The sequence below is a fragment of the Microvirgula sp. AG722 genome (assembly GCF_003269145.1).
Lineage (GTDB): Bacteria > Pseudomonadota > Gammaproteobacteria > Burkholderiales > Aquaspirillaceae > Microvirgula > Microvirgula aerodenitrificans.
Map to the genome: position 1 here is coordinate 19,110 of NZ_QLTJ01000018.1, position 23,510 is coordinate 42,619.

19 protein-coding genes and 2 tRNA genes are annotated in these 23,510 nt (G+C 63.6%); 9 read left to right on the forward strand and 12 right to left on the reverse strand.

Annotation, left to right across the window (positions count from 1 at the left end):
- The first annotated feature begins 94 nt into the window (after positions 1-94).
- The gene (gene phaR / locus DFO50_RS16365) at positions 95-709 is read left to right on the forward strand and encodes a polyhydroxyalkanoate synthesis repressor PhaR (protein ID WP_028500022.1); all 615 of its coding nucleotides are present in this window, start codon (positions 95-97) and stop codon (positions 707-709) included.
- A 208-nt stretch (positions 710-917) separates the two neighbouring features.
- A complete protein-coding gene (locus DFO50_RS16370) occupies positions 918-3,473 on the forward strand; it encodes an EAL domain-containing protein (RefSeq protein ID WP_028500021.1) in 2,556 nt (851 codons plus the stop codon).
- A gap of 60 nt (positions 3,474-3,533) precedes the next feature.
- On the opposite strand, the gene serS is transcribed toward DFO50_RS16370, so the two are convergent.
- From serS to mscL, 4 genes are all read right to left on the reverse strand, one after another.
- Positions 3,534-4,814 carry a serine--tRNA ligase gene (gene serS, locus DFO50_RS16375; RefSeq protein WP_028500020.1) on the reverse strand — a complete coding sequence of 427 codons (1,281 nt, stop codon included), beginning with the start codon at positions 4,812-4,814 and terminating at the stop codon, positions 3,534-3,536.
- A gap of 159 nt (positions 4,815-4,973) precedes the next feature.
- Positions 4,974-5,432, reverse strand: a complete 459-nt coding sequence (locus DFO50_RS16380) for an acyl-CoA thioesterase (protein WP_028500019.1) — start codon at positions 5,430-5,432, stop codon at positions 4,974-4,976.
- A 65-nt stretch (positions 5,433-5,497) separates the two neighbouring features.
- Positions 5,498-6,427, reverse strand: coding sequence for a DMT family transporter (locus DFO50_RS16385; protein WP_028500018.1), 930 nt, complete (start codon positions 6,425-6,427; stop codon positions 5,498-5,500).
- Positions 6,428-6,603: 176 nt separating this feature from the next.
- Entirely contained in the window at positions 6,604-7,056 is a 453-nt protein-coding gene (mscL, locus tag DFO50_RS16390) for a large-conductance mechanosensitive channel protein MscL (RefSeq protein ID WP_028500017.1), read from the reverse strand.
- A gap of 163 nt (positions 7,057-7,219) precedes the next feature.
- On the opposite strand from mscL, the gene DFO50_RS16395 reads away from it, so the two are divergent.
- From DFO50_RS16395 to DFO50_RS16410, 4 genes are all read left to right on the forward strand, one after another.
- Positions 7,220-7,822 carry an FMN-dependent NADH-azoreductase gene (locus DFO50_RS16395; protein ID WP_028500016.1) on the forward strand — a complete coding sequence of 201 codons (603 nt, stop codon included), beginning with the start codon at positions 7,220-7,222 and terminating at the stop codon, positions 7,820-7,822.
- A gap of 276 nt (positions 7,823-8,098) precedes the next feature.
- Positions 8,099-8,914: an ABC transporter substrate-binding protein gene (locus DFO50_RS16400; RefSeq protein ID WP_028500015.1), complete on the forward strand. Its 816-nt coding sequence runs from the start codon at positions 8,099-8,101 to the stop codon at positions 8,912-8,914.
- Positions 8,915-9,031: 117 nt separating this feature from the next.
- Complete coding sequence (locus DFO50_RS16405; RefSeq protein WP_028500014.1) at positions 9,032-9,781, forward strand: amino acid ABC transporter permease; 750 nt, start codon at positions 9,032-9,034, stop codon at positions 9,779-9,781.
- Entirely contained in the window at positions 9,778-10,455 is a 678-nt protein-coding gene (locus tag DFO50_RS16410; RefSeq protein WP_051528996.1) for an amino acid ABC transporter permease, read from the forward strand. Before DFO50_RS16405 ends, DFO50_RS16410 begins: the two co-directional genes overlap by 4 nt.
- Positions 10,456-10,578: 123 nt before the next feature.
- On the opposite strand, the gene DFO50_RS16415 is transcribed toward DFO50_RS16410, so the two are convergent.
- Positions 10,579-11,958 carry an FAD-binding oxidoreductase gene (locus DFO50_RS16415; RefSeq protein ID WP_028500013.1) on the reverse strand — a complete coding sequence of 460 codons (1,380 nt, stop codon included), beginning with the start codon at positions 11,956-11,958 and terminating at the stop codon, positions 10,579-10,581.
- Positions 11,959-12,079: 121 nt separating this feature from the next.
- On the reverse strand, positions 12,080-14,953 hold the full coding sequence (gene rnr / locus DFO50_RS16420) for a ribonuclease R (protein ID WP_112692878.1): 2,874 nt from the start codon (positions 14,951-14,953) through the stop codon (positions 12,080-12,082).
- 70 nt (positions 14,954-15,023) lie between these two features.
- Between rnr and DFO50_RS16425 the strand changes: the two genes are divergently transcribed.
- The 3 genes from DFO50_RS16425 (at position 15,024) to DFO50_RS16435 (ending at position 16,418) form a co-directional block, all read left to right on the forward strand.
- Positions 15,024-15,110 (forward strand) — tRNA-Leu (locus DFO50_RS16425).
- A gap of 62 nt (positions 15,111-15,172) precedes the next feature.
- Positions 15,173-15,259: transfer RNA gene (locus DFO50_RS16430), tRNA-Leu, on the forward strand.
- A 202-nt stretch (positions 15,260-15,461) separates the two neighbouring features.
- Positions 15,462-16,418 carry a histone deacetylase family protein gene (locus DFO50_RS16435; protein WP_028500012.1) on the forward strand — a complete coding sequence of 319 codons (957 nt, stop codon included), beginning with the start codon at positions 15,462-15,464 and terminating at the stop codon, positions 16,416-16,418.
- 17 nt (positions 16,419-16,435) lie between these two features.
- Here the strand turns inward: DFO50_RS16435 and DFO50_RS16440 are convergent, their stop codons facing one another.
- The 6 genes from DFO50_RS16440 to DFO50_RS19830 all read right to left on the reverse strand — a co-directional run bounded on the left by DFO50_RS16440 (position 16,436) and on the right by DFO50_RS19830 (position 23,453).
- Entirely contained in the window at positions 16,436-17,464 is a 1,029-nt protein-coding gene (locus DFO50_RS16440; RefSeq protein WP_112692879.1) for an RHS repeat-associated core domain-containing protein, read from the reverse strand.
- A 108-nt stretch (positions 17,465-17,572) separates the two neighbouring features.
- Complete coding sequence (locus DFO50_RS16445) at positions 17,573-18,058, reverse strand: DUF456 domain-containing protein (RefSeq protein ID WP_373280122.1); 486 nt, start codon at positions 18,056-18,058, stop codon at positions 17,573-17,575.
- The gene (gene ppk1 / locus DFO50_RS16450; protein ID WP_028500009.1) at positions 18,058-20,130 is read right to left on the reverse strand and encodes a polyphosphate kinase 1; all 2,073 of its coding nucleotides are present in this window, start codon (positions 20,128-20,130) and stop codon (positions 18,058-18,060) included. The genes DFO50_RS16445 and ppk1 overlap by 1 nt, the downstream gene beginning before the upstream one ends.
- Positions 20,131-20,250: 120 nt before the next feature.
- A complete protein-coding gene (locus DFO50_RS16455) occupies positions 20,251-20,523 on the reverse strand; it encodes an oxidative damage protection protein (protein WP_028500008.1) in 273 nt (90 codons plus the stop codon).
- Between the two features lie 214 nt (positions 20,524-20,737).
- Positions 20,738-22,825 carry a sensor domain-containing diguanylate cyclase gene (locus DFO50_RS16460; RefSeq protein ID WP_107888700.1) on the reverse strand — a complete coding sequence of 696 codons (2,088 nt, stop codon included), beginning with the start codon at positions 22,823-22,825 and terminating at the stop codon, positions 20,738-20,740.
- A 502-nt stretch (positions 22,826-23,327) separates the two neighbouring features.
- Positions 23,328-23,453: a hypothetical protein gene (locus DFO50_RS19830; RefSeq protein WP_255420246.1), complete on the reverse strand. Its 126-nt coding sequence runs from the start codon at positions 23,451-23,453 to the stop codon at positions 23,328-23,330.
- Positions 23,454-23,510: the final 57 nt, after the last annotated feature.

A 23,510-nucleotide genomic window follows, 5' to 3' on the forward strand; every position in this document is an offset into this window, starting at 1 on the left:
TCGCGCCGCTATGATGGCGTCGGACGAGACAACGAGCGCCTGTCCCAGCCGCCGGGCAAGGCGACAAAAACCCAATAACAGCCGGAGATAAACCATGAGCAGCGAGAAACGGGTTATCAAGAAGTACCCGAACCGCCGTCTGTACGACACCGCGACCAGTTCCTACATCACGCTCGAGGACGTCAAGCAACTGGTTGTCGAGAACGTTGACGTGCAGGTGATCGACGCCAAGTCCCAGGACGACATCACCCGCAGTGTGCTGCTGCAGATCATCCTCGAAGAGGAATCGTCCGGCGCGCCGCTGTTCACCTACGATGTGCTGACCCGGCTGATCCGTTTCTACGGCAACGCGATGCAGGGGCTGATGGGCGGTTACCTGGAAAAGAACCTGGAGCTGTTCTCGCAGATGCAGGGCAAGCTGCAGGACCAGACCCGGCAGATGATGAGCGACAGCCCGATGACGCAGAGCAAGAACCTGTGGGCCGATTTCATGAAGTTCCAGGGCCCGGCGGCGCAGAACATGATGACCAATTATCTGGAACAGAGCACCAATCTGTTCGTCGAAATGCAGAACCAGATGCAGGAACGCACCAAGCAGCTGTTCACCGGTTTCAGCTTCCCGGCCTACCCGGCCGATGGCGACAAGCCGGCCGAGGGAGCACCGGCCGATACCCGGCCCGACAGCGGCAGCAAGGAAAGCAGCAAGTAGCCCGTCCTCGACGCGAAACGGACCGGGCCGGAAAGGCCCGATGCCGCACAGACCGGCAGGACATCACCCCTCGATGCAGGGGTTTTTCTTCGCCTGCGTCACCACGACCGGATAATGGATTGCACGCAGTCAAAAACAATGACACTGTTATCAAATGACCCAGCAAGACTTGTATAATTTGTTGCTTGATCCATCGTTATCACTCGAGGTGACCACCATCGACGCCCAGCGCACCATCGGCAAGATAGTCACGCCGGAACTGCTCACCTGTCGACCGGAAACCACCATCGCCGAAGCGGCCAGACGCATGCGCGAAGCGGTCTGCGGATCCATCCTGGTGACGAACGAAAATGGTGAAGCGGTCGGCATCTGGACGGAAGCCGATGTACTGCGCCTCGACCTGCTGGATCCCCATGCCCTGTCCCACCCGATCTCGTCGGTCATGTCGAGCCCGGTCAAGACCCTGCCGCACAACATCACCTTCAGCGAAGCCGCCGTCTACTTCCGTCATCACAATATCCGCCACTATCTGGTGATCGACGATGACAACCGCTACCGCGGCGTGCTGTCGCAAACCGACGTGGTACTGAACCAGGGAGCCGAGTTCTTTCTGCAGCTGAAAGAAATCGGCACCATCCCGCTGCGCCCGCCGCTGCGGGTCGCCCATTCCCTGCCACTGGCCGAAGTGGCCAGGCAGATGCGCCAGGAGCGCCAGGACGCGGTGATCGTCGACTACGACGATGGCGGCGAGCCGGGCATCCTGACCCAGCGTGACGTGCTCCGGCTGGTGATCAAGGAACAGGCACAGACCGCCGCCGGCGAGCTGGCCAGCCGCCCGCTGCAGACCCTCCGCCAGCACACCAGCCTGTACTCGGCACGCAAGATGATGTCCGAGCACCGGGTTCGCCACCTCGGCGTCCTCGACGACAACGAGCAACTGCGCGGACTGGTCGGTTTTGCCGACATCCTGGCGCAGATCGAACACGAATACATGCAGGAGCTGCACTCGGCGCTGAAGGAACGCGACGAAGCGCTGAATGCCTCGCGCCAGAACCAGCGCCTTGCGCACAAGGTGTTCGAGTCGACGCTGGAAGGCATCCTGATCACCAACGCCGCCGGCATCATCGAGTCGGTCAACCCGGCCTTTTCCCGCATTACCGGCTGGACCCAGGACGATGTGGTCGGCAAGACGCCGAAGGTGCTCAGTTCCGGCCGGCAATCGGACTCGTTCTATCGTCACATGTGGACCAGCCTGCAGGAAAACGGCTTCTGGCAGGGCGAGATCGTCAACCGCCGCAAGGATGGCAGGAATTACCACGAGCACCTGACCATCACCGGCATCAGCAACGAACAGGGTGTCTACACCCATTTTGCCGGCATTTTCACCGACATTACCCAGCGCAAGCTGAATGAAGAACGGCTGCACTACCTGGCCAACCACGACTCGCTGACCGGGCTGCCGAACCGCACGCTGTTCATGGAACGGCTCAGTGCCTCGATCACCAGCACCCGGCGCAACCAGAAGCAGATGGCGCTGATGTTTCTCGACCTGGACCGGTTCAAGATCATCAACGACACCCTCGGCCACCAGGCGGGTGACCGCCTGCTGTGCGCCGTGGCCGAGCGGCTGACCGCCACGCTGCGCGAGAGCGACACCGTCGCCCGGCTCGGCGGTGACGAATTCACCGTCATTGTCGAGGACGTGCAGGACGTGCGCCATGTTGCCCGGGTCGCCCAGAAACTGGTCGACGCACTGATCAGTCCGCTGGAGCTGGAAAACCAGGAAATTTTCGCCACCACGTCGATCGGCATCGCCATCTATCCCAGCGACGGCGAAGACGCCGACGTGCTGCTGATGAACGCCGATACCGCGATGTACCGGGCCAAGGAAAGCGGCAAGAACACTTTCGAGTTCTTTACCACCGACATGAACGCGGAGACGGTATCGCGCATGCAGATAGAGTCCGGTCTGCACCGCGCGATCGAGCGGCAGGAACTCAGCCTGTTCTACCAGCCCAAATACCGGCTCGATACCGAGACGCTGTGCGGCATGGAAGTCCTGCTGCGCTGGAACAATGCCGAACTGGGTGCCGTGCCGCCGACCCGTTTCATTCCGGTGGCCGAAGACAGCAACCAGATTCTGGCCATCGGCGAATGGGTACTGGCCAATGCCTGCCAGCAGGCGCAGACCTGGCTGGCGCAAGGCCTGCTGCCCGGCCCGATCGCGGTCAACCTGTCCGGCAAGCAGATCCGCCAGCCGAATATCGTCGAGACAGTGCGCAATATCCTCGAAACCAGCAACCTGCCCGCCTCGTGGCTCGAACTCGAGATCACCGAATCGGTGGCCATGGACAATACCCATGAAGTGGGACGCACGCTGGCCAGCCTGAAAGCGCTGGGGGTACGGCTCGCCATCGACGATTTCGGTACCGGCTACTCGTCGCTTGCCTACCTGAAACGGCTGCCAATCGACGTACTGAAGATCGACCGCGCCTTTATCCAGAACCTGCACGAGGACCCGGACGACGCGGCCATCGTCGTCGCCATCACGTCAATGGCGCACACGCTCGGTCTGGAGCCGATCGCCGAAGGCATCGAGCACGAGGAGCAGTTCCGTTTCCTGCGCGAGAACGGCTGCACCTACGGTCAGGGTTTCCTGTTCAGCCGGCCGGTCCCGGTGCAGGAGATGGACGATCTGCTGGTCGAGAGCCAGGCGCTGCGCGCCTGGGGCAACCCGGATGCACCGCACCACCACCACGGTTAAGCGCTGCCAATGAAAACAGCCGGTGTTGTCGACAACACCGGCTGTTTTTTCGCCTGGCAATTACGCTTGCGGTTCGAGCTTTTCCAGCCCGCGCAGGTACGGCCGCAGCGCGACCGGCACCGTGACCGATCCGTCGGCGTTCTGGTAGTTTTCCAGCACCGCGACCAGCGTCCGGCCAACGGCCAGGCCGGAACCGTTCAGCGTGTGCACGAACTGGTTCTTGCCGTTCTCGTCCTTGAACCGGGTCTGCATGCGACGCGCCTGGAAATCCCACATGTTCGAGCAGCTGGAGATTTCGCGGTAGGTGTTCTGCGCCGGCAGCCACACTTCGATGTCATAGGTCTTGCAGCTGCTGAAACCGGTGTCGCCGGTGCACAGCGTGATGACGCGGTACGGCAGTTCCAGCGCCTTGAGAATCTCCTCGGCGTGACCGGTCAGCTGCTCCAGCGCCTGCATCGAGGTTTCCGGGCGGACGATCTGCACCATCTCGACCTTGTCGAACTGGTGCTGACGGATCATGCCGCGCGTATCGCGGCCATAGCTGCCGGCCTCGCTGCGGAAACACGGCGTATGGGCGGCAAAGCGCAGCGGCAGGTCCGAGGCCTTCAGCAGGTCGCCACGGACCATATTGGTCACCGGCACTTCGGCGGTCGGGATCAGGTAGAAGTTTTCATCGCCGCGCGGAATGCGGAACAGGTCTTCCTCGAACTTCGGCAACTGGCCGGTGCCCTGCAGACTGTCGGCATTGACCATGTACGGCGTGTAGACCTCGGTATAGCCATGGCGTTCGGTATGCGTGTCCAGCATGAACTGGGCCAGCGCCCGGTGCAGCCGGGCCATCTGTCCCTTCAGCACGGCAAAGCGCGCGCCGGACAGCTTGGCGGCGGTCTCGAAGTCGAGGCCGAGCGCCGCGCCGACGTCGACATGGTCCTTGACCTCGAAGTCGAAGGTGCGCGGCACGCCGACCCGGCGCATCTCGACGTTCTCGCTTTCGTCGCGGCCGACCGGCACCGAGGCATCCGGCAGGTTGGGGATGCCGAGCAGCAGGGTCTGCAGCTTGCCCTGCAGCGCTTCCAGCGCTGTTTCATTCGCCTTGAGCTCGTCGCCCAGCCCGGCCACTTCGGCCAGCACGGCGCTGGCGTCGGCGCCATTGCGCTTGGCTTCGCCGACCTGCTTGGACAGCGCGTTGCGGCGCGCCTGCAGATCCTGGGTGCGGGTCTGCAGCGACTTGCGCTCGTTTTCCAGCGCGGTGAAGGCGGCGGCGTCGAATTCGAAACCGCGCGTCGCCAGCCGCGCGGCCACGTCGTCGGTGTTGTTTCGGAGTAACTGGATATCGAGCATGAGAATCGGATCCGGATAGGGGGCACACGCCCCAATGGGTTTCAAATGTCTGGTGCGGACCCACGGCGGCCCGCCACGCGGGCGCCATCGGGGAAAAACATCCGACCGGTTTTCGGTCGTTCAGGGGGAATTCTAACAGGACGCGGGCGTTGCAGCCGCTCAGTGCGCGGCCAGCGCCTTGCGCGCGGCACGGCGGCGCTCGGCGGCGGCCCAGCGTGCGCGCTCCTCGTCGTTGTCCGGCGTGAACGGTTCGATGGTGACCGGATGGCCATCGGCATCGACTGCAACCATGCTGAAATAACAGCTGTTGGTATGGCGCACCACCCGGCTGTGGATATTCTCGGCCACGACCTTGATGCCGATTTCCATCGACGTGCGGCCGACGAAATTCACCGAGGCCAGAAACGACACCAGCTCACCAACATGGATCGGCTGCTTGAACGTCACCTGGTCAACCGACAGCGTCACCACATACTGCCCGGCATAACGCGCCGAGCAGGCGTAAGCGACCTGGTCGAGCAGCTTCAGGATCGTGCCGCCATGCACATTGCCGGAAAAATTGGCCATGTCCGGCGTCATCAGCACGGTCATCGAGAGTTTGCGGTTGTCTTCGTTCATGTTCGGCGCCAGGAGGGAGAATCAGGGCAGTCTGCCCGTTTTCTGCCGTTTGCCCAATACCGCCGTCAGGCGACAGGGGTTCTCGCCCGCAGCTGACGCTTCAGCCGGCGCTCGTTGAACATGGTCACCGCTGCCAGCACCGCCAGTGCGCAGGCGATCAGCCCCATGCCGATGGACTCGGCAAAATCGGGCACCTCACCGAGCTGCAGCCAGGCCAGGAACACCGCCACACCGGGAATGGCCAGGATGTTCAGGCTGGCCGTCCCGGCTGACAGCCGGCCCAGCAGCAGCGCCCACACCAGCCAGCCCAGGCCGCCGCCCAGCACGCCAAGGAACAGCAGCGCCATCAGCAGCGGCATGCCCCAGTCGACCGGCCGGTTCGGCACCAGCAGCCACAGCACGACCAGCGGCAGCGTGCCCCATACCATCTGCCAGAAGGTCAGATTGATCGGATCGGCGCCCGGATGGCGGGCGCGGAAGCGCTTGAGCAGGATCACGCTGACCGCCCAGCTCATGCCGGCGGCTATCGCCAGCCAGTTGGACACGCTGTCCGCCTCCAGTGCCCATGGCTCGAGAATGCAGATCAGCCCGGACAGCGCCAGCATGACCCCGATCCACTGCAGCCCCCGCACCTGCTCGCCAAGGAACACCCGGGCGAACAGCAGGGTCCAGAACGGCATGGTGTAGCACAGCACCGACACCTTGCCGGCGCCGCCGGCCAGCAGCGCCAGGTTGGACAGTGCATAGAAACCGGTGTTCTGGGTCAGGCCGATGGCCAGCATGTCGCGAAATGGTGGAGGCGTCAGCGAACGTCGCGTCAGCAGCAGGACCACCAGCAGCGAGGCCAGCGCAAACAGCGAACGCCCGACGGCCAGCCCCATCGGGCTGATATGCATCAGCCCGGTCTTGGTCATGATCCACGAGTAGCCCCACACCAGCCACAGCCCGAGCAGCAGGGCCAGCTGGGCGGCGCGGCCCGACAGGATGCCGTTCATGACCGTCCTCCGGCATGACAATGACGGGGAACAGGACAGAACGGGCACGGCGGAGTCGGTGGCATTTGCAGGGCAACAGGATAGCGAACGGCCTGCAACGCAGCAGGCCGTTCGTTCGTGAATGGAGGGGGACCGGCACAGGCTACGCCGTCGCCCGGGCCAGCGTCAACGCCGGTTCAGTCGAGTTGTGACGTGCAGCAAGGGCAGCGGGTCGCCTTCAGCGGCACGGCGGACAGGCAGTATCTGCATTCCTTGGTCGTCGGCGCTTCCGCTGCCGGCCCGGCCTGTTCGCGCTTCAGCTTGTTCAGTGCCTTGACCAGCATGAACACGGCAAAGGCCACGATGGTGAAGCTGACCACCGCATTGATGAACAACCCGGCGTTCAGCGTGACGGCACCGGCGGCCTTGGCGGCAGCAACGCTGGCATACGGCCCCGGCGTGGCGCCTTCCTTCAGCGTGATGAACAGGTTGGCAAAATCGACCTTGCCGACCAGCAGGCCGATCGGCGGCATGATCACATCGTCGACCAGCGACTTGACGATGGAACCGAACGCACCACCGATCACCACACCGACGGCCAGGTCGATGACATTGCCACGCATGGCAAATTCCTTGAATTCCTTCAGCATCCCTGATTCCCGTATCTGTTTGATGTCGTGTTTTTAGCAGACCAGTGACATGGTACGTCAATTCAGAAAAACTGAATGAAACACTCAGAACATACCACTATGAACTTGCGCTGCAGCTCGTAGAATCCTGACTGTCAACCGAATCCCCCGAGGAGAAACGATCATGAACGTCCTGAAGATCACCAGCAGTGCCCGCGGCCAGGTCAGCGAATCCACCCGTCTTGCCGACAATTACATCACTGCCCTGCGCGCCGTGCAGCCGGAGCTGAAGGTCGTCACCCGCGATCTCGCCACCGACGCCCTGCCGCACATCGATGGCAACGTGCTGGGTGCCTTCTTCACACCGGCTGAACAACGCACGGCGGAACAGCAGGCGCTGATCGCCCGTTCGGATGCACTGGTCGCCGAACTCCAGGCCGCTGACGCCATCGTGCTGGCGGTGCCGATGTACAACTTCGGCATTCCGTCGACGCTGAAGGCGTATTTCGACTGGATCGCCCGTGCCGGCGTAACCTTCAAGTACACCCCGACCGGCCCGGTCGGCCTGCTCGCCGACAAGCCGGTGACCGTGTTCGCGGCCCGTGGCGGCCTGTATCAGGGCACGCCGCACGACACCCAGACCGGCTACCTGAAGGATTTCCTCGGCTTTATCGGTCTGAAGTCGGTGGAATTCGTTTACGCCGAAGGCCTGAACATGGGTGACGAGCTGCGCGCCAAGGCCGAAGCCGAAGCCGCCAGCCGCATTGCCGAGCTGGTTGCCGACTGATACCGCCGCGCCCGGCCAGTCAGAACCCTGCCGATCGGCAGGGTTTTTCATTTTTCGCTCCCGCCCGGATCGCATATATAAATTTAATATATGAAGATGATTTAATATAATTTCTTCATCTGAGTCTGGTGGCAGTAGGATGAGCGCCATGACATCCCGATGCCGTCCCGCCGCAGATCACGACGATGGCCGGCACGCAGGCATGTCAACCCGCACAACACCTGTTTCCGGGCTACGGCTACCGCCGTGAGCCCAGCCGCTCAAGGGGATTTGAAGATGAAAAGCCGCATTCTGCTGCTGGCCGCTGCACTGGCCGCGCTGGCCGGGCATGCCCAGGCCGACAAACTCGACGACATCAAGAAGGCCGGTGTGCTGAAGGTTGGCGTGTTCGACAGCAACCCGCCGTTCGGTTCCATTGATGCCAAGACCCGCCAGATCGTCGGCCTCGATGTCGACGTCGCCCAGGCCCTGGCGCAAAAGCTCGGCGTCAAGCTGGAGCTGCGCCCGACCAACCCGGCCAACCGCATTCCGCTGCTGACGTCGAACAAGGTCGACCTGATCGCCGCCAACTTCACCATTACCGACGAGCGCAGCAAGCAGGTCGACTTCAGCATCCCGTACTTTGCCACCGGCCAGAAGTTCATCGCCAGGAAGGGCGTGCTGAAGCAGCCCGACGATATCAAGAAGGTCCGCGTCGGCGCCGACAAGGGCACGGTGCAGGAAATCACCCTGCGGGAAAAGTACCCGACGGTGAAGGTGGTTTCGTATGACGACACCCCGCTGGCCTTCGCCGCCCTGCGCCAGGGCAATGTCCAGGCCATCACCCAGGATGACGCCAAGCTGATCGGCCTGCTGGCCAATACGCCGGCACAGATCAAGTCGCAGTTCGAGGTGTCGCCGTTCGCGCTGACCCGCGAATACCAGGGCATCGGCATCCCGAAGGGCGAAGACCGTCTGGTCAAGGTCGTCAACGATACGCTGCTCGATCTGGAAAAATCCGGCAAGGCGACGAAGATCTACGACAAGTGGTTCGGCCCGAAAAGCCCGGCCTACCTGCCGCGCGGCGACTTCAAGATCGGCAGCAAGGTCTGATCGCCAGTCCCCGGCCTGCTGAAACGCAGCCCGGTCGACTGCCCTCACCCGTTCCGTCCCGACTGGCCGACATGGCCGGTCGGGCTTTTTTGCTTGGTACTCTGCGGTTTTTCCATCATGCAATCGTCCCTGCTTCATATCGACTGGCTGGAACCCCATTACTTCGGCTGGCTGGCCCAGGGCGTCGCCGTCACCCTGTGGCTGTCGCTGCTGGTGGTCATCGCCGCCACCGCACTCGGCCTGGTGCTCGCCGCGCTGCGCGCCAGCCCGCTGTGGCTGCTGCGGCTGCCTGCCATCGCCTGGCTGACCCTGTTCCGCAATACCCCGCTGCTGGTGCAACTGCTGTTCTGGTATTTCGGTGCCGCCAGCCTGCTGCCGGAAGCGGCAATGAACTGGCTCAACAGCCCGCATGTGCTGGCGCAACTGGGCACGCTGTCGCTGGGCTGGCCATCGTTCGAATTTCTCGCCGGTCTGCTCGGCCTGACGCTGTATTCGTCAGCGTTCATCGCCGAGGAACTCCGCGCCGGCATCCGCGGCGTGGCGCGCGGCCAGTTCGAGGCCGCCACCGCGCAGGGCCTGAAACCGTGGCAGGTATGGCGCTTCGTCATCCTGCCGCAGGCGCTGCGCATCGCCCAGCCGCCGCTGTTCGGCCAGTACATGAATGTGGTGAAAAACAGCTCGCTGACCATGGCCATCGGTCTGGCCGAGCTGTCGTACGCGTCGCGCCAGGTCGAAACCGAAACGCTGAAGACCTTCCAGGCCTTCGGTGTGGCGACGCTGTTCTACATCGGCATCATCGCCGTGCTTGAGGTGCTGTCGCGCGAGCTGCGCAACCGCAACCGTCGCCTGACCGGAGAACTGCGATGAACTGGGCCGTGATTGGCGATCACTTCGACTATCTGCTGTGGGGCAATTTCCCGGATGGCCCGCTGGGCGGCATGGCGCTGACCCTGCTGCTCAGCGCGTATGCCGGGGTGGCGGCATCGCTGCTCGGCATCGCCGGCGGCATTGTGCTGGCCATGAGCCGGGGCGGCCTCAATGTGCTGATCAGCACCATCATCGGCTTCTTCCGCGCCATTCCGGTGCTGATGCTGATTTTCTGGGTGTATTTCCTGCTGCCGATCGTGTTCGGCCTCGACGTGCCGGAAATCGGCACCGTGGTGTGCGCGCTGGCACTGATCGGCGGCGCCTATCTCGCCCATGGCGTGCAGGCCGGCATCCATGCCATCCCGCGCGGCCAGTGGGAAGCCGGTCAGTCGTCCGGGCTGACCCGCTGGCAGGTGCTGCGGCTGATCGTGCTGCCGCAGGCGCTGCGCATGATGCTGCCGTCGTTCGTCAACCAGTGGATCTCGCTGATCAAGGATACGTCGCTGGCCTATATCGTCGGCGTCAGCGAGCTGACCTATGTCGCCACCCAGGTCAACAACCAGCTGATGGTCTACCCGCTGGAGATTTTCCTGTGCGTCGGGCTGATGTATTTCGTACTGTGCACGGCACTGGATCTGGCCGCCGCCCGGCTGGGCCGTCGCAGCGCCATCTGAGTTGTCCACAGCGGCCGGCAGGCTGTGGACATCCCCAATCCAGGTGGATTCCCCTGTCGGCAAGCTGTGGACAACTCAGACAAGTCGCTGTTTCATAACGCCATCGATCCGGCGGTGCAAAATTTAGGCAACAAGCTTGCCGGGATTCATCACGCCGTTGGGATCGAATGCGGCCTTGACCCGCCGCATCAGCGCAATCTCGGCCTCGCTGCGGCTGATGTCCAGGTACTGCCGTTTCAGCAGCCCGACGCCATGCTCGGCCGACATGCTGCCCCGGTAACGCTGCAGCAGCCCGAATACCCGGGTATTGACCTGCTCGCAGGCGGACTTGAACGCGGCAATGTCCATGTCCAGCGGGCGCAGCACATTGATGTGCAGGTTGCCGTCACCGATATGACCGAACCAGACCACCTCGAAATCCGGGTACTCCCGGGCCAGCAGCGCATCGAGTTCAGCCACGAACGCCGGCACCTGCGACGGGCGCACGGCAATGTCGTTCTTGTACGGCGTGCGCGGCGTGATCGACTCGCTGATGTCCTCACGCAGGCGCCACAGCTGTGCGGCCTGGGTTTCCGACTGCGCCAGCACGCCATCGGTGACGAAACCGTTTTCCAGCAGTGACTCGAATGCGTCCAGTGCCATGGTTTCCGCACTGTCGGCAATCCGCTCGAACTCCAGCACCACGTAGTAGTTCTCGCGCTCGGCAAACGGGCTGGCCACCAGCCCGCGTGCCTCGACATGACGCAGCGCCTGGTCGGAGAAAAACTCGAATGCGGACAGGTCGATATCGCGACGGAACCGGTTGAAGACCTCCATCACATCGCTGAGCTGCGGTACGGCCAGCAGCATCACCGCCAGCTCCTTTGGCCGCCGCGCCAGCTTCAGCGTGGCATCGACGACAAAGCCCAGTGTGCCTTCACTGCCGACGAACAGATGGCGGAAGTCATAGCCGGTATTGTTCTTTTCCAGTCCGTGGTTCAGTTCCAGCACTTCACCGGCACCGGTGACCACGGTCAGTCCGGCGACCCAGTCGCGGAACATGCCGTAGCGCACCACCTTGATGCCGCCGGCATTGGTGGCGATATTGCCGCCGATCCGGCTCGAACCGCGCGAGGCGAAATCGACCGGGAAGTAAAGCTCCCGTTCCAGCGCGTGCTGCTGCAGCACCTCGGTCACCATGCCGGCCTCGACCGTGATCAGCCGGTCGGTCTGGTTGAAATCGAGCAGCCGGTCCATCTTTTCCATCGAGACCACCACCTCGCCCGCCGTGGCGCATGCGCCGCCGGACAGGCCGGTCCGGCCGCCGGACGGCACCAGGGCCAGCCGGTCGCGATTGGCCAGTTTCACCAGCTCAACCAGTTCGTCACGCGAGGTCGGAAACACCACCGCCGATGCGGCCGGCTCGGTATAGCGGGTCCAGTCCCGGCCGTATTCGGTCAGGGTATCGGCATCGGTCCGGCATCGGTCGCCAAACAGGGCGGTCAGGGCGGCAGGGGCAGTCATGGCGAAGCTCGCTGAGGGTGAAGGGTTTGGCTGGTGATCATGGCACGGGACGCGCGTGGAGAAAACGCCCAAACAAACAGACCCTGCCTTGTGGCAGGGTCTGTTCGATCGGCTTACACGGTCAACCTGCCTTGCGGCGGGTCCGTGAGCGCGGCGGCTTGGCTGCCGGCTCGGCCGGTGCGGCATCGGCTGGCGGCGTGGCCGGTTGGGCCGTACGCGTGCGCGGCGCCCGTGCAGGCCTGGCTGGCGGCGTCTCCGTCGCCGGAGCGGCGGCAGGCGGCGTGACCGGCTTGCGACTGCGTGGCGCCGGCTTTGCGGCGTCGGCAGCGGCGGGCGTTTCCGGACGGGCAGGCTCGCCCGTCGGCGGCACCACCGGGGCCGACAGCAAGGCGGCACGCTGTCCGGTACCGCCACGCTTGGCACGGGTAGCGGCCGGTGCGGCGTCTGCTGCCCTGGTCCTGACCGGCGCTGCGGCCGGCGTGGCCTTGACTGCTGGCTTGGCAACAGCCGGCTTCGGCGTGACCGGTGCCGGCGCGGGCTTCGCCGCTGGCGTGGCCTGCCGGGCCGGTCTGGTCGCGGGAGCTGGCGCAGCCTTGGCCGGTGTCACTGGCGCAGCCTTGGCCTGAGTCACCGGCGCAGCCTTGGCGGGGGCCGGTGGCACCGGAGCGGGCCTGGACACGGGGGCCGGTTTCGCCGCCATCTGTTTCTGCTTGCCCTGGCGCTCACGCCCAGGCTTGCCGGTAGCGGGCTCACGCACGACGACCGGCGCAGCCTTGGCCGGCGGCGTGTCACCCCTGGACGGCTTGCCGTTGCCGTTTCCATTGCCGTTGCGTTCCTGGGGTGCCAGCACGAAGTCGATCTGCGCACTTTCCAGATCGGCACGCGCCACCTTCACCGTGATCGGATCGCCGAGCGCATAGCGCACGCCGCTCTTCTCGCCGACGATGGACTGGATGTCCTGCCGGTAGTGGAAGTAATCACGCCCCAGTTCGGAGATGTGCAGCAGGCCTTCGACGTAAACGTCCTTCAGCAGCACGAAGATGCCGAACGCGGTCACCGCGCTGATGGTGCCGGTAAACACGCTGCCGACCTTGTCGCGCATGTAGTAGCACTTCAGCCAGCTCTCGACGTCGCGGGTCGCCTCGTCGGCACGCCGCTCGGTGGTCGAGCAATGCTGGCCGAGAATCGCCCACTTCTGCACCGGCTTGTACTTCTTGTCCTGCAGCACGGCCTTGATCGAACGATGAACCAGCAGGTCGGGGTAACGACGGATCGGGCTGGTGAAGTGGGTATAGGCCTCGAATGCCAGACCGAAGTGACCCAGGTTGTCCGGCGTATAGACCGCCTGCTGCAGGCTGCGCAGCAGCATGGTCTGCAGCACCGGGCTGTCCGGGCGTCCCTTGATCTGTTCGGCCAGCAGCGCATAGTCCTTGGCGCCCGGCTTGTCGCCGCCGCCCAGGCTCAGCCCGGACAGGCGCAGGAAGTTGCGCAGGTTCTCCAGCTTCTCCGGCGTCGGCCCTTCATGCACGCGGTACAGGCACGGCTGCTTGTGCTTGAGCAGGAAGTCGGCCGAGCAGACGTTGGCCGCCAGCATGCATTCCTCGATCAGCTTGTGCGCCTCGTTGCGGACTACCGGCACGATGCGGTCGATCTTGCCGTCATCGTTGAACACCATCTGCGTCTCGACCGTGTCAAAGTCGATCGCGCCGCGCTGCGCACGCGTATCACGGAATGCCTGGAACAGGGCATACAGCGTATCGATCTGCTTTTTCAGCGGATGCTCGACACCGCTTTCGATCCAGTCCCAGACCTGGTTGTAGGTCAGGCGGGCCTTGGACTGCATGACTGCCGGATAGAACTGGTAGCGCTTGACCTCGCCCTTCGGCGTTACCTGCATGTCGCACACCATGCACAGGCGCTCGACATCCGGGTTCAGCGAGCAGATGCCGTTGCTGAGCGCTTCCGGCAGCATCGGAATCACCCGGCGCGGGAAATAGACCGAGTTGCCGCGCTCATAGGCGGACACGTCCAGCGCATCGCCGGGCTCGACATAGTGGCTGACGTCGGCAATCGCCACGATCAGCCGCCAGCCCTTGCCGGCCTTCTCTGCATAGACCGCATCGTCGAAGTCGCGTGCGGTTTCCCCGTCGATGGTTACCAGCGGCAGGTCACGCAGGTCGACCCGGTCCTTGTGGTCTTTTTTGCGGACTTTCTTCGGCGTGTCCTTGGCCTGGGCCACGGCCTCATCGGGGAAGCGATACGGCAGCGCATGCTTGCGCAGCGCAATCTCGATCTCCATGCCCGGGTCGGCATAGTTGCCGAGGATCTCGCGCACGCGGCCGATCGGCTGCGCGTAGCGGGTCGGCGGCACCACGATCTCGGCCACCACCACCTGGCCCGGCTCGGCGCCGGCATCGCCATCCTGCTCGATCAGCAGGTCCTGGTTGATGCGCCGGTCCTCGGGCACGACCAGCAGCACGCCGCGTTCGCGGTGCAGGCGGCCGACCAGGGTGGTGTTCACCCGGTCGATCACTTCGACGATGGTGCCCTCGCGGCGGCCACGACGGTCGGTCCCGCTCTCGCGCACCATGACCCGGTCGCCATGCAGCGCCTTGCGCATCTCGCGTTCCGACAGGAACAGGTCGGAACCGCCATCTTCGGGCCGGGCAAAACCGAAGCCGTCACGATGGCCGATCAGCGTCGCCCGGATCAGATCCAGCTTGTCCGCAATGCAGACCGCGCCCTTGCGATTGACGACAACTTCGCCTTCGCGCTCCATCGCACGCAGGCGACGGGTGAAGAATGTCCATTCATCGTCACGAATATCGAGCAGACGCCCCAATTCTTCTGCAGTCATGGGCGCCCCCTCTTTCTGGAGGATTTCGAGCAAAAACTCCCTACTGGGCAACGGGTTATCGTACTTCTGCTTTTCCCGATCCAGGTGCGGATCCTGCTCGCGCAGTGATGATTTGATAATTTTTTTCTTTCGTACCATTGACAGCCTCTGAGAGGTGCTTATAATTCGCGTCTCATTCGGAGCGACACCAAGTCGCAAAGAAGCGCGGGCCCAGGTGGCGGAATTGGTAGACGCACTAGGTTCAGGTCCTAGCGGTGGCAACACTGTGGAAGTTCGAGTCTTCTCCTGGGCACCAGCTAAATACCCGCGCTTGCCGTGATTCTAACGAGTCACAGCAAAAAAATCCCGAATGAAATTGCCCAGGTGGCGGAATTGGTAGACGCACTAGGTTCAGGTCCTAGCGGTGGCAACACTGTGGAAGTTCGAGTCTTCTCCTGGGCACCAAATCCGCGAAAGAAGCCAACCGATGATTCGGTTGGCTTTTTTCGTTTCTGCCGCCGGTCGCTCCCCTCTCCCCGCCCTGCCCGCCTTCTTTGGGCAATATCAAAAAAATGTCATTTGAATCGCTGGCGCGCATTGCAAATAGCCCGGCCACAGCGCACACTTTTGACGGACAGCCGATGACAAAACCATAGAGGAGACGGCCTTGTTCGACTGGCTTAAGCAAAAGTTTGCGCCAGGGCTCACCGCCTATGTCTCGCACAACGACTGCATGCAGCACAACGTTGGCGAAGGACACCCCGAATGCCCTGCCCGTCTGGTGGCGATTCGCGATCAACTGATCGCGTCGCAACTGTTCGATTTCCTGACTGAAGTCGAAGCGCCGGTCGTAAGCGATGAACAGCTCGCGCGCGTGCATGCGCCGCGCTACCTTGAATACCTGGAGATGAGCCTGCCGCTGGCCGGCACGTTCCGGCTGGACTCCGACACCGCCATGTCGCCCGGCACGCTGATCGCCGCCAAGCGTGCGGCCGGCGCCGTGGTGCGTGCCGTGGACCTGGTCTGCAGCCACCAGGCGCCCAATGCGTTCTGCGCCATCCGCCCGCCCGGCCACCATGCCGAGTCGGCAAAGGCCATGGGCTTCTGTTACTACAACAACCTCGCCGTCGGCGTCCGCCACGCCCAGTTCCGTCACGGACTGGAGCGCATTGCCATCATCGATTTCGACGTGCATCACGGCAACGGCACCGAGGAAATCTTCCGCGACGATCCGCACGTGCTGATGTGCTCGATCTTCCAGCACCCGTTCTTCCCGTACTGTGGCGATGCGCCGCTGGGCGAGAACATGGTCAATGTGCCGATGAAGGCCGGCAGCAGCGGCGCCGACTTCCGCAAGGTGGTCCAGGAGCAGTGGTGGCCACGGCTGACTGCGTTCGATCCGCAGATGATCTTCATCTCGGCCGGCTTCGATGCCCACCGCGAGGACGACATGGGTTCGATGGGGCTGGTGGAGGCCGACTACGAGTGGGTCACGCGCGAGCTGATGCGCTTTGCCGCCGAACATTGCGAAGGGCGCATCGTGTCGGTGCTGGAAGGCGGCTACGAGCTGTCGCCGCTCGGTCGCAGCGTCGCCGCGCATATCCGCGCGCTGAGTGATGGCTGACACCGGCGCGGGGTCCGCTAGGTGAATGGCGTGAAGGTACGGAACGGCTGGTGATACAGGTCGAAGAAATGCAGCGTCCGGTGATGGGTACCCATTCCCTTCATCCCGAACAGGGCGCGCCCCAGGGTATTTCCTGAATCCCAGCCGACCGAAACCACGTTTCTGGCTGCAATGACATTCCTGTCCAGCACACTGGACAGTATCTGGGCATTGGCCAGCCCGGAGGCTGGCTGCCGGCCGGCATGGCAGGCCATCAGATACAGCGGCCCGCTGCGATTGCTCGACTGGTACAACAGACTCGAGCGCAGCTGCAGCCCCCATTTGCGGGCGGGCAGCCACCCCTGACCCGGCCCGTACAGCATCCCTTCCCGGTTTCCGTGCATGGCGAGCAATGAGCCATTGCGATAGCGCTCGGCGAACAGGAATTCCGGACGGCCCCGCCGGTCGAAAACGACGGCGCTCTTGCCGCTGATGGATCCACTGATAAATCCACGCGAGGCCAGCCGCTGCCACAGCACGACCCCCACGCCGAAAACGGCGATGACTGCGCCGGCCATGCTCAGCCAGTTGGCCACGTCCCCCATCTTGCGTGCCAGCACCGGTTCGTGGTTTTCCATCAGCGCGGCAGCAATGCCGAGCGCGCTCCCCGCCATCGACACCACACAGGACAATCCGCTGATGGCACCAGTCACCAGCCCGAAAGCGGGTAGCGCCACGCCCAGTGACACCAGCGACAGCATGATGCCAAGCGCGCCCAGCAGGATGGTCCAGCCCCCCAGCTGACTGACATAACCGGACGGATCACTGCGATTGACCGGGTCGCCGAGGCAAAAGGCATAGGGATTGTCGCCGCCACCGGCAAACGGGCTGTACGGGTCCATGCTGACAAAACGCTGGCTGACCGGGTTGAAACTGCGCGCGCCGTGGCCCAGATGGTAGTACGGCGTCGAGTCATCGAGCCAGTCGAGCAACTGCCCGTGCAGCCCCACGCAGGGCTTGCCGACAATCCGGGACGGCAGACGGGCAGCGCGAGAGGGTCTGACCATCGCACGCTCCTTCCGGCACGACAATCCCTGACCACCATGAGCGGATTATAGGAACCGGGCGCCGGGGACGGGCGTCATCGACCAGCGCAGCGATCCGCCACGAGCGGCTCAGAACAGCAACGCAATGCCCAGCGCGCCGATCATCGCCAGCGCAGCACCGATCTTGGCCGCCGTACCGATCACCAGCCCGACCAGCGTCGCCAGCCCGACCTTGCCGGCCTGATAGGCGTCGCGGCGCGCCAGCCATTCGCCGATGGCCGCCCCCAGCAGTGGCCCGAGCAGCAGCCCGGGCAGGCCGAAGAACAGCCCGATCATGCTGCCGAGCAGCGCACCCCAGACCGCCTTGCCGCTGGCACCGAACGCCCGGGCGCCGAGGGTGCCGGCCAGGAAGTCGGCCATCATGCCCAGTGCGGCCAGCACGGCGGTCACGATCAGCGTGGTCGAGCCGATCTGCCGGAAATCGCCGGCCCAGGCAATGGCCAGCCCGCCAAGGAACACCAGCGGCAGACCGGGCAGCGCCGGCAGCAGACAGCCGGCCAGTCCCAGCCCGATCAGGACCAGACCGGCCAGCCAGCCGAGCCAGAGCATCTCCATCAGCGCTTGATGGCCCGGCTGGCGACCGTCAGTTCTGCCAGCAGTGATTCCTGGGCGATGCGCGGCTGGCCGCGCGTGGTGCGATGGCGATAGCTGCCGTCCGCACTCATTTCCCAGGCATTGCCGTTGTCGGCCAGATAGGGCTTCAGGCCTTCGCGGATGATGCGCTGCTTGATCTTCTTGTCGAGGATCGGCACGCAGGTCTCGATGCGACGGAAGAAGTTGCGTCCCATCCAGTCGGCGCTGGAAATGAACAGGTCTTCGTTGCCACCGTTCAGGTAATAGAACACCCGGCTGTGCTCGAGGAAGCGGCCGATGATGGAACGCACGGTGATGTTTTCCGACAGCCCGGGCACGCCGGGCTTCAGCGCGCAGACGCCGCGCACGATCAACTGGATCTTCACCCCGGCCTGACTGGCCGCGTACAGCTCGCCGATGATCTCGCCTTCCAGCAGCGCATTCATCTTGGCAATGATGCGCGCCGGCTTGCCGGCCTTTGCGTGCTCGGCCTCGGCGCGGATGCGCTCGACCATGCCGGGCAGCAGCGTGAAGGGCGAACTCAGCAGATGCTTGAGCTTGCTGGCGCGCCCCAGGCCGGTAATCTGCACGAACAGGTCGTTGACGTCGCTGGCGATGTCGTCGTTGCAGGTCAGCAGGCCGAAGTCGGTATACATGCGCGCGGTGCGCGGATGGTAGTTGCCGGTGCCGAGATGCACATAGCGCCGCAGCTGCCCCTCCTCGCGGCGCACGACCATCAGCATCTTGGCGTGCACCTTGTAGCCGTAGACGCCGTAGACCACGTGCGCCCCGGCATCTTCCAGCCGCTGCGCCCAGCTGATGTTGGCTTCTTCGTCGAAGCGGGCCATCAGTTCGACAATGACCGTCACCTGCTTGCCGGCGCGGGCGGCGGCAATCAGCGACTCCATCAGCACCGAATCGGTACCGGTACGGTAGACGGTCATCTTGATGGCGACCACCTGCGGATCGGTGGCCCCGAGATTCAGCAGGTCGATCACCGGCTGGAACGACTGGAACGGATGGTGCAGCAGGATGTCCTGCTTGCGCATGGCTTCGAACAGCGTCGCCTTCTTCGCCAGCAGTGACGGCAAGGCCGGCACGAACGGACGGAATTTCAGCGCCGGCACGTCAACCATGTCCGGTACCTGCATCAGCCGTACCAGATTGACCGGGCCGTCGACGCGGAACACGTCGTCGCGCTGCAGCGTGAACTGCGCCAGCAGGTAATCTTCCATGTGCGCAGGGCAGTTGTCGGCGATCTCCAGCCGGACGGCATCGCCATACTGGCGCTGACGCAATTCGCCCTGCAGTGCAGTGCGCAGGTTCTTGAGTTCTTCTTCCTCAACCGTCAGTTCGCTGTTGCGGGTCACGCGGAACTGGTAGAAGCCCTTGACCGTCATGCCGGCAAACAGCTCGTCGATATGCTCGTGCACGATCGACGACAGGAAAACGAACTGGTGCGGGCCGGAAATCACTTCCGGCAGCTTGATGACCCGCGGCAGGATGCGCGGTGCCTGAACAATGGCAATGCCGGAATTGCGGCCGAACGCGTCGCGCCCTTCCAGCTCGATGGCAAAGTTCAGACTCTTGTTCAGCAGTTTCGGAAACGGGTGTGACGGATCGAGCCCGATCGGTGTCAGCACCGGCAGCACTTCGCGCAGGAAATAGTCGCGAATCCACGCGCGCTGCTCGACGCTCCATTCGGCGCGACGCAGAAACACCACGCCGGCACTGCGCAGGGCCGGCAGCACATTGGCGCGCAGCACATCGTACTGGCGACGGATCAGCTCGCGGGCGGCAGTCGCCACCTTGGCCAGCGCCTGTCCCGGCGTCGAACCGTCCGCCAGGATCCGGTTCGGGTTGTGCTGGACGTTGTCCTTCAGCCAGGCCACCCGGACCTCGAAGAACTCGTCCAGATTGGACGATACGATACAGAGGAACTTCAGCCGCTCCAGCAGCGGAAGCGTTTCATCCTCCGCTTGCGCCAGCACACGGCGGTTGAATTCGATAAGTCCGAGTTCCCGGTTGAGTAGCGTATCGGCTGTGGCGCCCATTCTTGTTCCTGTTCACAATCGTATTCGTCGTGACGGCGGGCCCCTCCGGCCGGCCGCCGTCACTCTCCGGCACACGTGTTCACGCAGTCGCCTCCGCCCGGTCCGGGCGGAAGACGCCGGTCAGGCGCTCGGCGGCACGAAGCCGTTCGGCATGTCCGCACCGGCGCCGAAGAAGTAATTCTGCAGTTGCTGGGTCAGATACTGACGCGCACGCGGATCGGCGAGACTCAGGCGATTCTCGTTGATCAGCATGGTCTGGTGCTTGAGCCAGGCCTGCCAGGCTTCTTTGGAGACCTGCTCGTAGATTTTCTTGCCCAGTTCGCCGGGCAGCGGCGGAAACTCGAGTCCTTCAGCTTCGCGACCGAGTTTGATGCAATGAATCATGCGTGCCATGACTTTCCTTTACGCACGGTAATACCGTTGTGTGACAAAAATGCGGTCAGGGAGGAATTACCTCGCCGCGGGACACCCTCCCGTGCGCTACGCACACCCGGACGGGATCCCGCCACCATTATGCCTTCAATTGGCCCGTCCTTGCGCAGCAGGGCCGGGCCGGCAGAGAGCCGGCGGCAGAAGAAACGGCGTGAAAGGGGCGGTGTATCCGTGTTCAGACGATGACGGTCGGCTCGTTGCGGCCGTCGTAATCATGCTTGTGCGGGGGGCGGAACGTCAGCGAGGCCTGCATGGTGGCACCGTCGAAGATTCGCCAGCATCCATTCTCGTCATCCTTCTTGGCGTCATACATCGCGGCATCGGCGGCGGCGACCAGTTCGTCGGCCGTGGCGGCATGATCGGGGAAGATCGCGATGCCGATCGACGCCGAGACCCGCCGCTCGATACCGGAAAAATCGAAGGCGATCTCGCGGATATGCTGGTCAATGCGACCGGCCAGCATGCTGGCATCGAACACATCGGCTTCCGGCAGCAGGACGGCGAACTCGTCGCCCCCCAGCCGGCAGAACAGCTCGCTCTGGCGGATGGTGCGATTGATCACCCGGGCGATGTCGATCAGCACCATGTCGCCGGCAGCATGGCCGTGGTTGTCGTTGACCAGCTTGAAGTCGTTGAGGTCGAAGGTCAGCAGCGCCATGGAGCGCTGGCTGCGTTCCGACTGCTTGACCATGCGCTCGATTTCCAGCTGGAAGCGGCGGCGGTTGAAAATGCCGGTCAGGGTATCGCGCTCGGCAAGGAACACGAGTTGCTCGGCACTGGCCCGGGCCGCCGTCACGTCTTCGCACAGCAGCAGGCTGCCACTGTCTCCATCACCTTCGATCGGTGACAGGCGGACCAGCACGATGCGACCATCGTCAAGCTTCAGTTCGACCTCGCCACTGTGACCGTGCAGCAGCTCGGCCAGCGATGGCAGGAACTCCTCCAGCACATGCCCGGCCAGTTCATCCAGCTGCGGCAGGCCCCAGAACTGGGAGAACAGCGGATTCGCGTACAGCACCCGCCGTTCACCATCGACGAACACCAGACCGATGTACAGCGAGGCCAGCAGCGTATCCAGCATGGCCCGCTCGCGCTGGGCATCGCGCAGATGCTGGCTTGCCCGCAACTGCTCGACACGCAGCCGGCTGACCGCCTGTTCGAGGGCGCGGCGGTTTTCCAGGCTTTCGGTACAGTCCAGCAGGCTGACGCGGATGCCGAGATACTGGCCCTCGGCGGCAAAGATCGGCGTCCAGCTGGCCAGCACCCACAGATTGGCGCCGCTCTTGTGCCGGACCCGGAACTGGAAGCCCTGGCCCGGCTTGCGATCGGCCAGCGAGGTGCGCAGCGCACAGGACACCCGGTCGCGGTCGATGTCACTGACCATGTCCAGCAGATAGCGTTCCGATTGCAGGCACTGCTCGACGGTATGCCCGGTAATGCGCTCGACCGACGGATTGACCCACACCACCCTGCCCTGCGGGTCGAACCACAGCTCCCATGCATAGGTATGGTCGGCGATGGCATTCAGCGTGTCCTGCTGGATGCGCATGCTGGCCATGCGCTCGTCCAGTGACTCGCGCATCCGGGCAAAGCTCTCGCTCAGCGCCATCACTTCCGGTGGCCCGCTGCGCGGCAGCAGGCCGCCGCTCTCTCCGCGTGCCATCCGCTTTGCCGCCAGCACAAGGCCTTCGATCGGCTCGCTGATCCAGCAGCGCAGCAGATGCTGCAGCAGCAGCAGGCCGACCACGCCCAGGCTGGAGATGGCCAGGCAGCGCAGCAGCAGCCCGTAAAATGTGGTGCGGATATCCTCCAGCGGCAGGCCGAACTGCACGCTGCCCACCTTGCGACCGTCGTAGTGGATGTCGCGGTTCAGCGCCAGCACCGGCCCGGCCTGCCACAGCTTGTACAGGGTATCCGGCACCGGCATCGGCGCCAGCTGCGCACTGCGATCGTCAGGAGCGGTATGAACGAGAACATGGCCGGCGGCGTCGCGCACAACCAGGAAGGAGATGGACCGGCTTTCCACCCCGGATTCGGCAAAGCGATAAATGCCGAAGTGATCGCCTTTCGCCAGCAGGGCGGCAAGCCCGCTGTCCAGCAGGCCGCTGATTGCATCGCCGCGCGCGTGCAAGTCTTGCTGCAGCAGGGATTGCCAGGACAGCAGCGCCACGGCGGTCAGCATACCGGCCAGTGTCAGGTTGACCATCAGACCGAGTACGACCAGGCGTGTGCGCAGCGAGGCCCGAAGCCAGGAAACACGCATAGGATCCTCAGGAGGCTTGTATGATCAACAAAGCGGGGAATCAGGCACAAGCCGGCAGAAACAAGGCCGGCAATGGCCGGCTCAAGGGTTTTTAGTGCTTTATCGCCAGCGGCGCAATCCGTATTTCTACTGATCCTGAATGCCGAACGGCATGGAATTCCGTGCCGCATCAAATGGATGGCATGCCTCCGGCAAGCGACACCAACAGACAAAATTTCACCCCGCCCCGCAGGCGGCACAACGCTCGTGTCTTGATGCGCCGCAAAAAAAATGCCATACCGGCTTGTCCCCCGGGGCCTCCCCGCGCAGACTTACACTATCGAGGGTATTCGCCCTGCCAGTATTGAGCCGCTTGGGGTCGCATTCCATCAAGGCGTTGGACAGACACACTTGAGTCCCAGGCGGCTCAATACCGGCAGGGCGTTTTCCGTCCGGATGCCCGCAAACGCCAGAAACGCGAAAGCCGCCTGAACGGCGGCTTTTTCAATGGAACGAAACCGGATCAATGACCGGTCGATGTTCCGCTTGGCTTCGGTGGCAGGAAAGTCGATTGCGGCGCCACGACGGCGACTTTGACCTTCTTGGGTTTCTTGGCTTCCTTGTTACCGTGCTTCTGACCTTTTGCCATGATATTTTCCTCGTGGGCGCCGCCAGGCAGGGCCGGTCCCACTATGACACTGTTGCA

What these genes read in the sequence shown, in the direction of transcription:
- DFO50_RS16380 (WP_028500019.1), bottom strand. Translation starts at nt 5,432, where the DNA reads ATGAACGAAGACAACCGCAAACTCTCGATGACCGTGCTGATGACGCCG.
- DFO50_RS16415 (WP_028500013.1), bottom strand. Translation starts at nt 11,958, where the DNA reads ATGACTGCCCCTGCCGCCCTGACCGCCCTGTTTGGCGACCGATGCCGG.
- serS (WP_028500020.1), bottom strand. Translation starts at nt 4,814, where the DNA reads ATGCTCGATATCCAGTTACTCCGAAACAACACCGACGACGTGGCCGCG.
- phaR (WP_028500022.1), top strand. Translation starts at nt 95, where the DNA reads ATGAGCAGCGAGAAACGGGTTATCAAGAAGTACCCGAACCGCCGTCTG.
- mscL (WP_028500017.1), bottom strand. Translation starts at nt 7,056, where the DNA reads ATGCTGAAGGAATTCAAGGAATTTGCCATGCGTGGCAATGTCATCGAC.
- DFO50_RS16400 (WP_028500015.1), top strand. Translation starts at nt 8,099, where the DNA reads ATGAAAAGCCGCATTCTGCTGCTGGCCGCTGCACTGGCCGCGCTGGCC.
- DFO50_RS16385 (WP_028500018.1), bottom strand. Translation starts at nt 6,427, where the DNA reads ATGAACGGCATCCTGTCGGGCCGCGCCGCCCAGCTGGCCCTGCTGCTC.
- DFO50_RS16455 (WP_028500008.1), bottom strand. Translation starts at nt 20,523, where the DNA reads ATGGCACGCATGATTCATTGCATCAAACTCGGTCGCGAAGCTGAAGGA.
- DFO50_RS16445 (WP_373280122.1), bottom strand. Translation starts at nt 18,058, where the DNA reads ATGGAGATGCTCTGGCTCGGCTGGCTGGCCGGTCTGGTCCTGATCGGG.
- DFO50_RS16440 (WP_112692879.1), bottom strand. Translation starts at nt 17,464, where the DNA reads ATGGTCAGACCCTCTCGCGCTGCCCGTCTGCCGTCCCGGATTGTCGGC.
- rnr (WP_112692878.1), bottom strand. Translation starts at nt 14,953, where the DNA reads ATGGTACGAAAGAAAAAAATTATCAAATCATCACTGCGCGAGCAGGAT.
- DFO50_RS16395 (WP_028500016.1), top strand. Translation starts at nt 7,220, where the DNA reads ATGAACGTCCTGAAGATCACCAGCAGTGCCCGCGGCCAGGTCAGCGAA.
- DFO50_RS19830 (WP_255420246.1), bottom strand. Translation starts at nt 23,453, where the DNA reads ATGGCAAAAGGTCAGAAGCACGGTAACAAGGAAGCCAAGAAACCCAAG.
- DFO50_RS16410 (WP_051528996.1), top strand. Translation starts at nt 9,778, where the DNA reads ATGAACTGGGCCGTGATTGGCGATCACTTCGACTATCTGCTGTGGGGC.
- DFO50_RS16460 (WP_107888700.1), bottom strand. Translation starts at nt 22,825, where the DNA reads ATGCGTGTTTCCTGGCTTCGGGCCTCGCTGCGCACACGCCTGGTCGTA.
- DFO50_RS16405 (WP_028500014.1), top strand. Translation starts at nt 9,032, where the DNA reads ATGCAATCGTCCCTGCTTCATATCGACTGGCTGGAACCCCATTACTTC.
- ppk1 (WP_028500009.1), bottom strand. Translation starts at nt 20,130, where the DNA reads ATGGGCGCCACAGCCGATACGCTACTCAACCGGGAACTCGGACTTATC.